General features: G+C 37.8%; 14 protein-coding genes. 1 reads left to right on the top strand and 13 read right to left on the bottom strand.

The features are described from left to right. Positions 1 to 939 precede the first annotated feature (939 nt). Complete coding sequence (gene fakA, locus CCE82_RS10105) at positions 940 to 2,610, bottom strand: fatty acid kinase catalytic subunit FakA (protein ID WP_086429266.1); 1,671 nt, start codon at positions 2,608 to 2,610, stop codon at positions 940 to 942. Between the two features lie 12 nt (positions 2,611 to 2,622). Next, positions 2,623 to 2,997, bottom strand: coding sequence for an Asp23/Gls24 family envelope stress response protein (locus CCE82_RS10100; protein ID WP_086429265.1), 375 nt, complete (start codon positions 2,995 to 2,997; stop codon positions 2,623 to 2,625). Positions 2,998 to 3,333: 336 nt separating this feature from the next. Between CCE82_RS10100 and rpmB the strand changes: the two genes are divergently transcribed. Further along, on the top strand, positions 3,334 to 3,522 hold the full coding sequence (gene rpmB, locus CCE82_RS10095) for a 50S ribosomal protein L28 (RefSeq protein ID WP_086429264.1): 189 nt from the start codon (positions 3,334 to 3,336) through the stop codon (positions 3,520 to 3,522). A 137-nt stretch (positions 3,523 to 3,659) separates the two neighbouring features. Here the strand turns inward: rpmB and CCE82_RS10090 are convergent, their stop codons facing one another. The 11 genes from CCE82_RS10090 to CCE82_RS10035 form a co-directional block, all read right to left on the bottom strand. Beyond that, positions 3,660 to 4,271 (bottom strand): DUF3885 domain-containing protein, encoded by a 612-nt coding sequence (locus tag CCE82_RS10090; protein ID WP_086429263.1) that lies wholly within the window; start codon positions 4,269 to 4,271, stop codon positions 3,660 to 3,662. 309 nt (positions 4,272 to 4,580) lie between these two features. Then, positions 4,581 to 5,222, bottom strand: coding sequence for a thiamine diphosphokinase (locus CCE82_RS10085; RefSeq protein WP_086429262.1), 642 nt, complete (start codon positions 5,220 to 5,222; stop codon positions 4,581 to 4,583). Then, on the bottom strand, positions 5,222 to 5,872 hold the full coding sequence (rpe, locus tag CCE82_RS10080; protein ID WP_086429261.1) for a ribulose-phosphate 3-epimerase: 651 nt from the start codon (positions 5,870 to 5,872) through the stop codon (positions 5,222 to 5,224). The genes CCE82_RS10085 and rpe overlap by 1 nt, the downstream gene beginning before the upstream one ends. Next, positions 5,872 to 6,747, bottom strand: coding sequence for a ribosome small subunit-dependent GTPase A (gene rsgA, locus CCE82_RS10075; RefSeq protein WP_086429260.1), 876 nt, complete (start codon positions 6,745 to 6,747; stop codon positions 5,872 to 5,874). The genes rpe and rsgA overlap by 1 nt, the downstream gene beginning before the upstream one ends. A 185-nt stretch (positions 6,748 to 6,932) precedes the next feature. Next, on the bottom strand, positions 6,933 to 8,201 hold the full coding sequence (locus tag CCE82_RS10070; RefSeq protein ID WP_086429259.1) for a cytochrome P450: 1,269 nt from the start codon (positions 8,199 to 8,201) through the stop codon (positions 6,933 to 6,935). 983 nt (positions 8,202 to 9,184) lie between these two features. Beyond that, positions 9,185 to 11,191, bottom strand: coding sequence for a Stk1 family PASTA domain-containing Ser/Thr kinase (gene pknB / locus CCE82_RS10060; RefSeq protein ID WP_086429257.1), 2,007 nt, complete (start codon positions 11,189 to 11,191; stop codon positions 9,185 to 9,187). After that, positions 11,188 to 11,931, bottom strand: a complete 744-nt coding sequence (locus CCE82_RS10055) for a Stp1/IreP family PP2C-type Ser/Thr phosphatase (RefSeq protein ID WP_086429256.1) — start codon at positions 11,929 to 11,931, stop codon at positions 11,188 to 11,190. The genes pknB and CCE82_RS10055 overlap by 4 nt, the downstream gene beginning before the upstream one ends. Before the next feature lie 6 nt (positions 11,932 to 11,937). Then, a complete protein-coding gene (rlmN, locus tag CCE82_RS10050; protein WP_086429255.1) occupies positions 11,938 to 13,032 on the bottom strand; it encodes a dual-specificity RNA methyltransferase RlmN in 1,095 nt (364 codons plus the stop codon). A gap of 5 nt (positions 13,033 to 13,037) precedes the next feature. Continuing rightward, on the bottom strand, positions 13,038 to 14,339 hold the full coding sequence (gene rsmB / locus CCE82_RS10045; protein ID WP_086429254.1) for a 16S rRNA (cytosine(967)-C(5))-methyltransferase RsmB: 1,302 nt from the start codon (positions 14,337 to 14,339) through the stop codon (positions 13,038 to 13,040). Then, positions 14,340 to 15,272 carry a methionyl-tRNA formyltransferase gene (gene fmt, locus CCE82_RS10040; protein ID WP_086429253.1) on the bottom strand — a complete coding sequence of 311 codons (933 nt, stop codon included), beginning with the start codon at positions 15,270 to 15,272 and terminating at the stop codon, positions 14,340 to 14,342. It abuts the gene before it with no gap. Then, positions 15,265 to 15,750: a peptide deformylase gene (locus CCE82_RS10035; RefSeq protein WP_086429252.1), complete on the bottom strand. Its 486-nt coding sequence runs from the start codon at positions 15,748 to 15,750 to the stop codon at positions 15,265 to 15,267. Before CCE82_RS10035 ends, fmt begins: the two co-directional genes overlap by 8 nt. Positions 15,751 to 15,995 lie beyond the last annotated feature (245 nt).

Here is a 15,995-nt window from a genome sequence, read left to right as displayed (position 1 = left end):
TTGATTGTGGTGTATATGAGGTGGATACCGAATTGGATTTTCGGGAGTAGTACAGAAACCTTATGTGTAACAAAGATTTCGTCGTGCTGCCCCCGCAAGGCTGACTAGACTTCTCAAAAACACACTTCTGTATCAAAATAAACGCATTAAAAATGGAAAACATCACTTTTTCTATCATCACATCTTCAAAAATTTATTTCTACGGTACCTATACCATTTACTAGAATTAAGAAAACATCATTTACCAATAGAAAGAAGTATTGAATACATCATTTTTCTAATCTCGAATTCAGACGGCAATCATGTTTCATAAAACTTCATGTGAATTGTTAGTTTCTCATTATAACAGCCTATTTTGCCTATTTGAGAAAGTAATAACTTCCCAAGACTCCCAACATTAAAGCCACAACACTTAGAATTTGAAAGTGAAATTCAATGCACTTCTTTCCCGTCTATTTTCATGGCGACATTTGTGTTTGAGTTTTATTAAGTATGACGGTTGCTTTGCTCATTGTAACAGTGTGTTCTCCTCATCTCAGATTGCAGGAATCGTGCAAGACTCCTAAGGCATTAGCGTTCAACAATCCCAACTGAACTTCCTACACTAAAAAGAAAATCATGTTGTAACCCTTTTTTAATTGTTATTCAACTTTGTTCGTTGTAACAGTGTGTTCTCCTCACCTCAGATTGTAAGAACTTACCGAGACTCCCGAGGGATAAGCTGCCCTGAAAAATCCACCAACGCTACTACAAATGTGATATCAACTCAAAGCGTTGGTTAGTTGAAAGGGCAGCCCCTGGGAACGCGAGTGTAAAGTTCGTCAATCTGTTAACAGCAATCTCAGATGAATCACCTTAAGTTGAAAACACCAACAGCACTCTAAAAAGCATCAAACAACGATGATACGTCGTCTGATGCTTTTAGGTTCATCCATTAAACTATTCTACCGCAAATAAATACGGATAAATCGGCTGTTGACCGTCTTGAACTTCAACTTCCACATCTTCATAGTGTTCACCTACGAATGCTTCAATCCATTCAGTTAAATCACGATCTGCTTCTTCGCCTGTAATAATCGTTAAAATTTCACTGTCTTCACTTAACATTTGATTCAAAGTCTCTTGTAATACGGTTTTCTTATCACGATCACTTGCGATAATTTTATCTTCTACAAGACCCATGAAGGCACCTTTTTCGATTTCAATGCCGTCGATTTTTGTATCTCTCACTGCATAAGTCATCGCACCTGATTGTACGTCATCGATTGCTGCAGTCATCGCCTCTTCATTCGTCGCTAAGTCCGCACTTTCATCATAGTGGAACATCGCTGCGATACCTTGTGGCACAGTACGTGTTGGAATAATAACTGTTTCAGCATCAACGATATCAGCAGCTTGTTGACTTGCCATTTGAATGTTTTTGTTGTTCGGCAAAATAATGGCACGCTTACAACCACTGTCGTTGATCACTTTGACAATGTCTTCAGTTGAAGGGTTCATCGTTTGACCACCACTAATGACGTGTGTTGCTCCCATCGATTTGAAGAGCTTTGTAATCCCATCACCCATTGAAATTGTAATCACTGCTGTTTCTACAGTTTCTGTTGTTGATGATTCTGTAGATGGTGTTGTTTTAGATTGATGTGCCGCTTCTTTACGCAAAACTTCACGATGTTGTTCGCGCATGTTTTCAGCTTTCACTTTAATCAATTCGCCGTACTTTTGACCGAATGTAAATACCTCACCCGGTGTCTCAGTATGTACGTGAACTTTTACAATTTCATCATCACTAATAACTAATAATGAATCACCAAATTGACTCATTTCATTTCTAAAATCAGCTTCATTAAATGGCGCTTTATCTGCTTGGAAACGTACCATCATTTCCGTACAGTAACCATAGACGATATCATCTGTGTCAATCACACCATGGAAATCATGTTCGTCATTAAAGAAGGCTTCACGATCGACTTTCGGTGCTTCTGCTACGATTGTTTCACCTTTCATCGCTTTCAGAAAACCTTCGTAAACGAGCGTGAGTCCTTTTCCACCACTATCCACAACGCCGACTTCTTTAAGGACTGGCAATAAATTAGGTGTGTTTTCAAGTGACTTTTGCGCTTCTTCATAAACATATGCCATCACTTCTAAACAATCGTCTGTTTCTTTTGCTTTCTTCACTGCCGCTGCACCTGCATCTTTTGCAACTGTCAAAATGGTACCTTCAACCGGTTTCATAACAGCTTTATATGCAGTTTTAACGCCCGCTTCAAAACTCTCAGCAAATTGTTTCGCATCAATTTCTTCTTTATCTTCTAATGCTTTTGAAAAACCACGGAAAATTTGAGAAAGAATCACACCTGAATTCCCACGTGCGCCCATCAATAATCCTTTAGAAAACGCCTTACCTAAGTCCCCAATATGTGCAGTCAAATGCGCCTGTACTTCTTCACGTCCAGAAGTCATTGATAAATTCATGTTCGTACCTGTATCCCCATCAGGTACGGGGTAAACATTTAATGCATCCACCATGTCAGCATTATTTGATAAATTCTGTGCCCCTTGTATAATCATGTCGGCAAATAGATTACCGTTGATCTTTGTTATCATGCAAATATCCTCCTATTTGTCTTTCCCGTCATTATTAAAGCGCACGCCCTGAACAAAAATATTCACAGAGTTGACTTTAAGTTTTAATGTATTTTCTAAAGTATATTTCACAGTAGATTGCACGTTTTGTGCGACTTCTGAAATTTTCACACCATAACTCACAATAATATGCATATCTACGTCTAACACACCATCATCTTCCCTCACTACAATCCCTTTCGCATAATTTTCATGTCCCAGAATTTCAGCGATACCGTCTCTTACTTGTTGACGTGAAGCCATTCCCACAATGCCATAACATTCTACAGCTTTACCGCCTACAATAGACGCGATTACTTCATTTGAGATATCGATACTTCCGTAATCATTTGTAATTTCTAAAGCCATCCTTTTCGCCTCCTATTTACAAATTCACTCTTTTATATCATCTATCTTTATATTCGTTATAATTTATTGCTAATAATTTATAAAATACTCTGATTTCTAATAATATTATATTACTATATCTGACAAGTTGTTGCCAAGATACGCATCATATATAACTTCTTTTTCACATATATTTCAGTCAGTCACAGTTTCAAATTATATCAGAAAGTGCATAACACAAAAAGTGATTTATGAAAATATAACCTAACTTTTTATTGCATGTCAATCATTAATGTGGTATATTACCTTAGTATGTAGTAGAAAAGTGTATTTGTATTTCTTAAAGGAGGTACGATGATGGGTAAAGAATGTTTCGTAACAGGACGTAAAGCCTCAACAGGTAACAGACGTTCACACGCGTTAAACTCAACTAAACGTCGTTGGAACGCTAACTTACAAAAAGTTAGAATCCTAGTTGATGGTAAACCTAAAAAAGTTTGGGTTTCAGCTCGTGCTTTAAAATCAGGTAAAGTTACTCGCGTATAATTAACAACATATATTGAAATAAAAAACAGATCTTTATGTGGGAGATCTGTTTTTTTGTTTTTATTCATTTGTATCCTACAATTGAAATCAGAACATACAATCGAAATTATTACTATTTTAAAACACTATACTTCATATTAAATTTCATCTTCAGTATATACTTGAAATTCTAATTCATCATGATTTTGCTTAAATGCCTCAAAATCATCTGTATGACTAAACGCAACTATAAATCCTCGGTCATCATATAAGTGAAAGAGTATTCCTTTATCAACATTGATGAAATATATAGATGAATATGTTTCTCCCTGATTCATATTAGGAATTAAACTTGGGAAATCTTGGTTACATATTGCTTTAATCAGTTTTTGATATTTGATATCCCCTTTTTTGCATTGATATGTAAACACATTAGCTATCTCAAAAATATCATTATATCCAATAATTTGTTCATATTTATAAGAAGAAACAACTTTTTTAGATAAAAATTTTTTAGAAAATCTCGTACGACGTGGCATGACTAGATTAGTAGAAATTGAATGAATCATCTTAATATGGTCTTTCAAATCAAAAATCTCATCAAAAATCGCAATTGCTTTATTGTATACACTTTGAAAGTAAGCAGTATTCATATCAACACCGTTACTATCAACCTGATACAATTCATTTTCTAAATACGCATGGTAACTATGTTTCAAAGTATTAAAATCAATATCTTTAATACTCGTTATTTGATTGACTTCGAGCATTTCATTTCCTACTTTCTTATTGAAAACTTTAAACATTTTATCTTTTCTTTAATCAAACAATCCACATGTTATATTTAGTCTCATCACGGTTAAAAACTGACACTTATATAACCATATCATTCATTTTCCTATAAAAATTGTCAACAAATGTTTTGCATTGAAATAACGCATTAACATTGTCACTCTGTTGAAAAGTAAAAAAGAGATTACCGTTAAGGCAACCTCTTAATCATTTCAATATCCATCAATCAAATTGGTATTAATTTTGATGTCATTGGTTTTCTAAACTTTAAAAGCTACTAATCGTCCTTACTTATCTCGACTTCGCATGAGATAGACGCCGCCTTGGTGAACGATAACCTCACCTTGTTCCGCATCAAATTCGTTTGAGACGGTTAATGTTTCGCCTCGATTCAACTGCTGCTCACATAACTCATATTTAAATCCTTTTAACGACAGTACCACTTCATCAGTGCCTTGCATAAACGAAACGTATCGATAAGTGGGATCATTTTGTAATACATGTCGTCCCTCAGTTAAATACTCGATTTCGTTTTGTCGATCAATCAGTTGTATACGAACCGCTTCAAAATCGGGATGTTGCAGCAATTGCATAGCCCCCATAAAATGATCTAATCGACCACCTGTTGCACCAAAAATTTGAATGTGACGATACCCTTGTTCCACTGCAGTGCGCACAGCAAGGGCTAAGTCGGTATCAGCTTTTTCAGCGGGTACAGGCTCAATATCCATCTGTGTTTGCACCCATGCACGTTCACTTTCTGAAATCGAATCAAAATCTCCCACTGCAAAGATAGGTGTGATTTTTTGTTGCAATAAAATCATCGTACCTCTATCTACGCCACCCCATTTTTGATGACGCTTTGTATCGAACAATGCTTCTGGCAATTCACGGTCACTACAAAGCAAGCACACCGTTTGATCGGCCATTATAATTCACCTTTTAAACGTTGGTTCGCTACTTTATAGTCTGCTTGACCAAAGAAATAGGACCCTGCGACCAACCAATCTGCACCTGCATCTACAACTTGTTTCGCTGTTTGATCATTGATGCCACCGTCTACTTCAATTTTAAAGTCGAGTTGACGATTTTTTCTTATTTCATCTAATTGTTTAATTTTATCGACAGCAGTTGGCAGAAATGCTTGCCCACCAAAACCTGGATTGACAGACATGACTAAGACGAAATCCACATCTTCAATCAATGCGTCTAATGCATGTACCGGTGTCCCCGGATTAATGACAACACCCGCTTCAACACCATGTTTTTTAATATTTTGAATCACTCTATGAATATGTGGATTGCCTTCTAAATGGACTGAAATTTTGTTCACACCTTTTTCCGCAAAAGCTTCTACATAGTCATTTGGTGTTTCAATCATCAAGTGCGCATCAATGGGTAAATCCGTAGCCGCACGAATCGCCTCGAGCACTGGAAAACCAATTGAAATGTTAGGGACAAACTGCCCATCCATCACATCAAAATGTAACGCATCAATACCACTTTCTTCTAATTTTGATAATTCTTCTTTTAAATTTAAAAAATCAGCTGATAATAAAGAAGGAAAAACTTTTGTCATTAGTATCTTACCTTTCGATTTGATATTTCATTATAAAGTTGCACGTAATGTTCATAACGAAATGCGGGCAACTCCCCTGCATCTAACATTGCTTTGACGTGGCAACGGGGTTCATTGATATGATAACAATCTCTAAATTTACAGTACTCCCCTAACTCGGCAATATCAATAAAATAGTTTCGTAAATCTTCTTTTTCAATATGATCAAAATCTAAAGCACTAAAACCAGGTGTGTCTGCGATATGGCCATTTTCACGCGGGTAAAGTTCAACATGACGTGTCGTATGCTTACCTCGGTTGAGTGACTGTGAAATTTCATTCGTCTCTAACTCAAGACTCGGCGCATAACGATTGAGCAATGTTGATTTTCCTACACCAGACTGACCACTCAACACAGCGAGTCCTGGCGCCCATTGTTGAAAGACTTCGTCCACATCGTCATCTTTACCGATAAATTGTGTTTGATAGCCGATTTTTTCATAATATTTGAGAACCTTTTCGATCGCTGCTTGTTCTTCTTGAGTAGCAAGGTCTTTTTTCGTAATGAGTATACTCGGTTGCAACCCGTACGAATGGCCAATCACGAGAAAACGATCTAACAATTGTGTTGAAAAATCAGGAGACACCGCACTCATCACCACAATAAGCAAATCAATATTGCTTACTGGCGGCCTTTTTAATTCATTATGACGTTGATGTACATGTTGAATATACCCCGATGCGTGCGTTTCCACATCCATATCCACAATATCACCAACGATGGGCGTAATTTGTTTTTTTCTAAAGAGTCCACGGGGTTTGGCATCAAACATTTCACCGTCGACATCAACACGATATACACCACTGATTGATTTAATGATTCGACCTGTTTTCAAATTCACACCTCTTTTTCGTTAATATCCTCAATTATTATATCAAAGCCTTATACACAATGATATGATTAAATACTTGAAACAACCTTTAGCTTTGATTGACACCTTGCCAAATAAAAAAGATAACATCCCCCTTTATTTTAGAAGAACGTTATCTCGTTTCATTTCAGTCTGCCCATATCTCCAAATTAAATTCTTGGATATACATTTTTAATGATGGTCCCACTTGTCACTTTACCTGGGAATTGATCTAATTTCACAGATAAATCTTGTGCTGGTGCATCGAAATCAATCTTATTTGCAAAATATTGCATCGTTTCTTCCATCACAATTACTGTCATCCATTCACCCGCACAACGATGATTCGTATAGAAATCACCACCACCTTGTGGAATCAAATCAAATGGACTGCCATCCCAGTTTTCGAAGCGGTCTGGATTAAATTGATATGGATTTTCAAATAATTCAGGGTCATGTGTCGTACCGAAAATATCTAACGCGACCAATGTGTCCTTTTTAATTTTGAACCCCTCAAATTCAACCGTTTTTGTTAATCTTCCTGGTAAAAACGGTACAAATGGGAAAATACGACGCACTTCTTGAGCAAATTTATACGCGTAATTCGCATCATTTGTCACTTGTAATTTTTTTCGTTCTTGATCAAATTCAATCAACGCTTTAACACCATAACTTACAAATCGATTGACTGCAACAAGAGGACGTACAATATTCATTAAATCCACTACACATAAATGTGGATCCATAGGTTGGTCGTTTAAGTCTTTCCAATGCGCAAACTCATATAAAGCTGTTCCAGGCTCAGCATATTGCTCACCCGCACGTACAGCTTCAATTTGGTCTTGTAAAAATTGTTCAACACGTGCACGCGCCTTTTTCGCTTCACGATACCCTTTCAAAGATTGACCGAGCCCGCTAAACGAATCAATCATGATATTCATATCTTCCGCATTTTTAGCCGCTTCTTCATCCGTTTGTTTTAAACCAGCCCAACGAAAACCAACTTGAGTTAAAATCAGGCCCGCTTCTTGATAGACGTTGACTTCATCCATATTTTGCATACGTTCAGTATTCATAAACCAATAATTACGCGTTAATTCACGTAAATATTTCAAATTTTTCTCAGTCATTAATGACATAAATAGCGCTTTACGATCAACGTGCACTTTACCTTCTGTCGTATGGATTGCCCCTTTTCCGAACAAAGTATGTACAATACGTTTCGGCAACGTGCCTTTTCTTGAAATTTTATCATTATCGTAAAATAATTTTGCTGCCTCTTTACCACTAATGACCACAACAGGCTTCATCCCTAATGCGCGTGTTTCAAAAGCTTTCGTCCCAAATTGTTCTAGTCGTTTAGGTACATACGTGTATGCTTCGTTGATGATTTTAAGTGTATTGTCTAATCCCGTATCTTTTGGTAATTTCTTTGCCACTGTGACTCCCCCCGAAAACATTTTTAAATTTTCATTTCTTATTATACGTGGTTATAAATAATTTGTAATGCAAAAATCAAAAATTCGTCTTTATTCCTATCACAATAGTCTGCATTCCATACTCTTAACCCGTATCTCACAATTAACGACATATACAAAACAGTTTTTTTAAAGCGACTTGTATTAAAAAAACAGAAAAAAACTGTGAGCATGAACATCACATCCATTTTCACAGCATACTTATCATACCATTTAAGTATGAATCTCTCATCATGTGAAATTACCTTCACCCTTGATACATCAAAAACCATATCTCATTCACTATCGCCACTCCCACACAAACAAAAGATGAAGGATTCATTGTTTTATCATAAATGTATAACCTTGTTTTCATAACCGAAACAGATTGCCTGAACGATACTTCCTTCCAAACAAAGATAGCCTTATTGAATTGCAATCCGGGCGAGACTCCTGAGGGATCAGCTGACCCGGAAAATCCACTAACGCTTCAGCAAATGTAATAGTTAAATCAAGCGTTAGTTAGTTGTAGAGGCAGCCCCTAGGAACGCGAGCCCTAGATTGCATCAATAAGGCTTAAAATTTATTTAGAAAGAATTATTCTGCACTCTCTAACTTTCCACTCCCACACAAACAAAAGATGAAGGATTCAATGTTTTAGCATAAATGTATAACCTTGTCTTCATAACCGAAACAGATTGCTTGAACGATGCTTTCCTCAAAACACAAAAAGCCTTATTGAATTGCAATCCGGGCGAGACTCCTGAGGGATTAGCTGACCCGGAAAATCCAATTCAGCTTCCTTCAAATGTGTATTACAATGAAGCTGAATTTAGTTGTAGGGGCAGCCCCTAGGAACGCGAGCCCTAGATTGCATCAATAAGGCTAAAAAATTAAATTAACAAAGCATCGTTCAGCAATCAGTAGGATTGAAAAAATACCGAAATGCTAAAAAACAAAATCATTTAAAAATCATCATAATCAATCGTCTTTCTCGCCACTGTTTTGCCATCTACTTTGATGACATACTTCGCCGCTTTATTCTTATCAATCAAAAATCGCATCGTTTGCGGCGTATCTCTCGTAATATTAAACGTTTCGGCAGGACTTTGACCATCATCATTCTTATCTGTAATGTAAACCTCTACTTTCTGAGGCTTATCATCTTTCCCTGTATAAGGAATATTGACAGTCTCACTGTATGCCTTCGCTGCTGAATCACTTTCATCATCAGAATCTTCCTCACCTGTAGAAACGATAAAGCTCACAGTATCCCCCTCATCGACATTAGCCTTTTTAGGAGAGTGATTGATAATATGATGCTTCTTCACACGGCGGTCTGAACGTTCTTTTTCAATTTCAACAACGAGACCTTTTTCTTCTAATTCTGATTTCACATCATCAATGTCTTTATTCGTATAATCGCCGACATATACTTGACGTTTACCTAAAGATTCAGTGATTTCAACTTTATCTTGTGTAACAGCAACGTTTTGACCTGCTGGAATACTTTGGGCTTCAATACTACCTTTTTCAATATTATTTTCAGTATAAGCCGTCGTAAATGTCACATGACTAAAGCCTAATTCTTTCAATTTTTGTTCAGCTGCTTGTTTCGTCATACCTATCAAATTCGGCATTTGTTCAACACGTTGACCTTTTGAAATCACCAAGTCGACGCTACTTTCTTGCTCAACTTTAGTGCCTTCTTCTGGATCGACTGTCATCACTTGGTCTTTACTATAGCGATCACTGTAGTCGTACGTAATATCGCCGACAGTCAATTTATTATCTCTCAATAATTTTTCGGCTTGCGCTTTAGATTTTCCTAACACTTCAGGGACTTGACTATATTTATCACCTGTCATCGCTGCCCCCATAAAAATAAATAAACTTCCTAATAACAGTAATAAAATCACACCAAAAATCCATTTTTTTCGGCCTGAACGTTTCGGTGGTGGGCTGTAATAGGTTGGTTGTGGTTTCGGTTTAGGTGGCACTTCGCGTTGCTTCTCAGGTGTGACAATTGGAATTTGTGCTGTTTTTTTAACAGGTTGATCTTGTTTCACTTGTTCTGCTTTTAATGCATCTTTATTAATCGGTACCGTTTTCGTTGCAGTGCCGTCAACTTGGTAAATCGGTTCATTTTGACGACTCGGGTCTAAAGTCGACATAACGTCGTGCGCCATTTCTGACACTGAACGATAACGATGACTTTGGTCTTTTTCAGTTGCTTTTAAAATAACATTGCTTAACGCTTGTGGCACATCTCTTCTCGTATCTGTCACATTCGGTACAGATTCTTGAATTTGCTTAATGGCGATACTGACTGCTGTTTCACCATTAAAAGGCGGATGTCCCGTCAACATTTCATACAAGACAATACCGATTGAATAAATGTCTGAACGTTCACCTGTTTTTTCACCTTTTGCTTGTTCAGGCGATAAATATTGCACTGTACCGACGACGTGATTCGTTTGTGTCATCGCCGTTTCACTGAGTGCTTTCGCAATACCAAAGTCTACAATTTTCAACGTTTGATTACGATCAATCATCACGTTTTGCGGTTTAATGTCACGATGCACAATCCCTTGTTCGTGTGCATGACGAATACCACTTAAAATTTGCTCGATAAAATAAAGGGCTTTTTCCGGCTTCAGTGGTCCATTCGCTTTAATATAATCAGCAAGTGTTGGCCCTTCAATGTACTCCATCACGAGGAAGAAAAAGTCTACTTCTTCGCCCACGTCTAATACACTGACGATATTCGGATGTGTCAGTATCGTTGTGTTTTGAACTTCTCTTTCAAAACGTTGGATCGTCGCTTGCTTTTCATTTGGTGGTATATGAATGAGTTTCACAGCGACTTGACGGTTCAATATCGTATCCATCGCAACATACACATTCGACATGCCACCGCCACCAAGAATTTGCTTCAACTCATAACGGTCATCAATTAAACGCCCAATCATACAGGTTCACCTGCAATTTCAGCGAGAATAAATGAAACATTATCTTTAGCTTCATGTTCATCCGCGAGTGTCAGCATTTTTTCACCTATCTCTTGAATACTTTCATTGTCATTCAAGAGTTCGTGAAGTTGGTGTGGCTTCACATAATCTGTTAAACCATCAGAATTTAAAATCAGATATTGGTAAAATTGAGTGCGTTTAGTGAAAATGTCAGGTGTTACAAAACGATTTGTGCCCATCACTTTTGTAATAATATGTCTTCTCGGATGTACGAAAGCTTCTTCTTCAGTAATTTCACCTAACATCACGAGCTGGTTCACGAATGTATGGTCAATCGTAATTTGATCCATTGTTCTACCATTCGTTAAATAGGCGCGTGAATCCCCTACATTTGCTACAACAATATGATGATCAAACACTAATGCACATACACAAGTTGTCCCCATACCGTGATATTCGGGATTTTGTTGTGCTTGGTCATATAAATCACGATTGACAATTTGAAGTTGATGTTTCAACCATGATTCAGCCTGTTCAGGTTCAATGTAATTTTCCGCTTCAAATCTTTCTTGCAATGCATCTACAACAAATCGAGATGCGACTTCACCTGCTTGATGACCGCCCATACCGTCACATAGTACTAAAAATTGTTGCTCCGTTTTATTGTAAAACACGCCACCTGCATCTTCATTGTTTTCACGAAAATTCCCTGCTACTGAAAAAAATTCTGCATTTAACATTATGTTCTACCTCGTTTCTGCTTGACGTTCCTTTGCTCTTAGTTGTCCACATGCTGCATCAATATCAGCGCCTTGTTCACGTCTAATTGTAGCATTAATGCCTAATTTTTTTAATTCTTTTTCAAATTTAAAAATGTCATCTTTAGGCGTTTTCACATAATTACGCTCTGGCACATGGTTGACTGGAATTAAGTTGACATGACAGTTCAGTGGTTTAATCAATTTCGCTAATTCACGTGCATGTTCAAGTTGATCATTCACCCCACCAAATAATCCGTATTCAAAAGTAATACGACGATTTGTTTTTTCTTGATAATATTGAATCGCTTCCATCAATTTATCCACATCGTAAGCGCGGTTAATTGGCATTAATTTAGAACGAATTTCATTGTTCGCTGCGTGTAAACTCACTGCAAAGTTAATTTGAAGTGATTCATCCGCAAAATCATAAATTCTTGGTACAATCCCTGACGTTGAAACTGTAATATGACGTGCACCAATATTTAAACTGTTGTCATCGTTCACTATTTTTAGGAAGTCCATCATTTCATCGTAGTTTTCAAATGGTTCACCAATACCCATAATGACGATAGAAGAGACACGTTCGTCCGTTTCATCTAATGCTTTTTGAACGGTTAACACTTGTGATACGATTTCGCCCGCTTCTAGGTTACGTTTCAACCCACCGAGTGTCGATGCACAAAACGTACAACCGATACGACAGCCTACTTGCGTTGTGACACATACAGAATTACCATAGTCGTGACGCATTAATACTGTCTCAATCGTATAGCCATCTTGTAATTCGAATAAAAACTTAATTGTACCGTCACGGCTTTCTTGACGCACTACCGTTTCTAACGTCGTCATCGTAAAATGATCAGCGAGAAGTTGACGTAATTCTTTTGATAAATTTGTCATTTCTTCAAAAGCATCCACGCGTTTATCATAAAGCCATTCATAAATTTGTTTGGCGCGGAAGCTTTGTTGGCCCTGTTCTTTTAACCAATTTTGCAATTCATCAAATCTCAATGAGTAAATAGATTGTTTCTCAAAGTCTGGCAAAAATTTATTCTTCTTTTTCTTTTCAGCAGTAATCATATCGTCTACCCTTTCTTCCTTACTCTCGTTATAAAAAAGCCATCTGCATGCATATCTTGCGGCAATAGTTGCAATGTTTTCACTGGTTCGTGTGTACGTGGGTCTTCAATAGGATCAAATTCAAAGTTAGGATGAGACTTCAAAAATGTATAAATCACATTGTCATTTTCAAGTTGTTCAATCGTACATGTGGAATAAACCAATGTGCCCCCTACTTTCAAATGCTTAGAAACATTGTCTATAATCCGTAATTGTAAATCTACTAAGCCCTCTACATCTTGTGGTGTCATCATATATTTAATTTCCGGTTTATGTCTCAGGACACCAAGCCCACTACACGGCGCATCAAGTAAAATTTTGTCAAATTGTTGGTCGTACGGTTGTGTCGCATCATGTTGTGCAGCACGAATACCCGAAAGATGTAATTTGCGGATATTATGCTCAATTAATTGTATTTTATGCGCATGCACATCTGTTGCGAGCACTGTACCTTGACCGTTTAAAATTTCAGCCATGTGACAAGCTTTACCTCCAGGCGCACTACAACTATCTAATACGTGGTCACCCGGTTGTAATCCCATATATTCAGCTACAAACATAGAACTTTTATCTTGAATACTGATCCATCCATTTTCGAACAGTTCAGAAGTCATCACGCCATGACCTGATACGTGAAGACAGACATCTAGATGTGCATCACGTTGCACATCGAACCCTTCAGAAGCCAAACGTGTTATCGCTTCATCTACTGTGATTTGTGTACGGTTCACACGGACAGTTTGTGTTCCAGGGAGAAGCAGGTTCGCGGCAATCGCTTCTGTCGTTTCTGCCCCGAAATGTGTCAACCAATGTTTGATAATCCATGTCGGTATACTGTACTGAATAGAGAGTCTCTCAGGTTGCTTTTTAATAGAAGCAATGTCTGGAAGCGGCTGTGAAGTCATTTGACGTAAAATCGCATTGACCGTATTCCCTGTTTGTGTCCCGCCACGTTTCTTTGCGATATTCACTGCCTCGTTAATCAGCGCATGCGTCGGTATTTTATCTAAATACAGGAATTGATAAAGACTCATCCATAGTAAACGACGAACCCAGCCTTTAATTTTCGTTTTGATAAACGGCTTTAAATAATAATCTAACGTCAATTTGCGCTTAATCGTCCCGTACACAAGTTCTGTATATAAACCACGGTCCGCTGCATTTAATGGGTACGTTTGTAGCATCTCATTCATTTTTAAATTACTGTAAGCCCCGTCTTTCAACACCGCTTCAATTGTCATTAAACTTAATTCACGTACTGTGACCATTTAGATGAGTTCCTTTCCAACTAGAGATGTTTGGAAACCGCTTAAAAATTGTGCAACTGGCATTCTTTTCTTCCCTGCTAATTGAATTTCTGTTAGTGCAATCGCATCGTCTGAGCCTGTTCCGACAATGATTTCCTTTTTCGTAACATCGATAATTTCACCTGGACGCCCCGATCGTCCTGCTACGAATTGGGCTTCATATAATTTCATATTTTTAGCATCAAACGTCGTATACGCAACAGGCCATGGAGATAAACCACGAATATGGTTGAAAATCGTACGTGCATCTTGCGTCCAATCAATACGTTCATCTTCACGTTGAATGTTCGAAGCAAAACTCACTAACGCTTCATCTTGTGGCGTGCGATCATTCGTCCCATTTAAAATCGCAGGCAGTGTTTCCTTTAATAAATCCGTACCGAGTGCACTTAACTTATCATGCATCGTACCGACATTGTCAGTGTCTTCAATCGGAATCGCACGTTGTGAAATGATATCACCGGCATCCAATTTTTTTACCATGTACATAATCGTTACACCTGTTTCGGCCTCACCGTCGATAATCGCTTGATGAATCGGCGCACCGCCACGATATTTCGGCAATAATGACGCATGCACATTGACCGCACCGAATTTTGGATGTTCAAGTAAGGATTCGGGCAACAATTGACCAAACGCCGCTGTTACAATTAAGTCACATTCCATGTTAAGTAAGGCATCGAGTTCTTCTGAGCCAGTTAACTTTTCAGGTTGATATACAGGAATATCATGTGCCACAGCAACCTTTTTCACTGGAGGCGGTGTCAGTACGCGTTTACGTCCCACAGGTCTGTCGGGTTGAGTGACAACTGCAATCACCTCTTCAGTGTCGATTAACATTTCTAAAATTGCGGTTGAAAAATCAGGTGTCCCCATAAAAATAATTTTACTCATCTTCTAAATAAGCCTCCAATTCTGCATTTGAAATTTCTCGATCCATAATATCTACAAATAAAACCCCATTTAAGTTATCAATGACATGTAAAATCATACGTGCAATGTCATCATAAGCCGTCATTTCGACTTCATTGCCATTCAAATCATAACTACGAACAGTAATCATCCGACTCCGTGTCACTTCACCAAAACGACCTGGCACGCTCAAGCACCCTTCCAGTTCTGTCGCTGTCTCATCTGATTGGGCAATGACTTCAGGATTGATCAGTTGTAACAAACCATCTTGTTCCATATCGACAATTGCGACACGTTCACTGATTCCAATTTGCGGTGCCGCTAACGCTTGACCTTCTGCATCATATAACGTGTCTTCCAAATCTTGAATGATGTCTTTTAAATGCGCATCAAATGCAGTTACAGGCGCTGCTTTTTTCCTTAAAATGGGATGCATATGTGTTTTAATTTTTCTGATCATATCCTTCATCGCCCCTCACGAAAATTTATCATTATATTATAGCTTATTCTCACCGAAATTGCGATAGTCTCTCATCGTCATCATAACAAAAAAGTCATCGTTCATCATGCTTCATACGCAAAAAAGAAAGACAAATCGTTCACTGATAAATTTGTAAATCTATCGCGTTGAACCATTTGCCCTTTGATTGCCCTTAATTATATATTTAAGATTTCCATTCTCCTTGAAACGCTTGGTATATCAGC

The sequence above is a fragment of the Staphylococcus cornubiensis genome (assembly GCF_900183575.1).
GTDB lineage: Bacteria > Bacillota > Bacilli > Staphylococcales > Staphylococcaceae > Staphylococcus > Staphylococcus cornubiensis.
The sequence above is the reverse complement of the archived record's forward strand: the minus strand, read 5'-3'. Positions and strand labels throughout refer to the sequence as shown.

Coding starts and splice junctions, on each gene's coding strand:
- rlmN (WP_086429255.1), bottom strand. CDS start 13,032: ATGATTACTGCTGAAAAGAAAAAGAAGAATAAATTTTTGCCAGACTTT.
- CCE82_RS10090 (WP_086429263.1), bottom strand. CDS start 4,271: ATGCTCGAAGTCAATCAAATAACGAGTATTAAAGATATTGATTTTAAT.
- pknB (WP_086429257.1), bottom strand. CDS start 11,191: ATGATTGGGCGTTTAATTGATGACCGTTATGAGTTGAAGCAAATTCTT.
- CCE82_RS10035 (WP_086429252.1), bottom strand. CDS start 15,750: ATGATCAGAAAAATTAAAACACATATGCATCCCATTTTAAGGAAAAAA.
- rsmB (WP_086429254.1), bottom strand. CDS start 14,339: ATGGTCACAGTACGTGAATTAAGTTTAATGACAATTGAAGCGGTGTTG.
- CCE82_RS10085 (WP_086429262.1), bottom strand. CDS start 5,222: ATGGCCGATCAAACGGTGTGCTTGCTTTGTAGTGACCGTGAATTGCCA.
- rpmB (WP_086429264.1), top strand. CDS start 3,334: ATGGGTAAAGAATGTTTCGTAACAGGACGTAAAGCCTCAACAGGTAAC.
- rpe (WP_086429261.1), bottom strand. CDS start 5,872: ATGACAAAAGTTTTTCCTTCTTTATTATCAGCTGATTTTTTAAATTTA.
- fmt (WP_086429253.1), bottom strand. CDS start 15,272: ATGAGTAAAATTATTTTTATGGGGACACCTGATTTTTCAACCGCAATT.
- CCE82_RS10055 (WP_086429256.1), bottom strand. CDS start 11,931: ATGTTAAATGCAGAATTTTTTTCAGTAGCAGGGAATTTTCGTGAAAAC.
- fakA (WP_086429266.1), bottom strand. CDS start 2,610: ATGATAACAAAGATCAACGGTAATCTATTTGCCGACATGATTATACAA.
- CCE82_RS10100 (WP_086429265.1), bottom strand. CDS start 2,997: ATGGCTTTAGAAATTACAAATGATTACGGAAGTATCGATATCTCAAAT.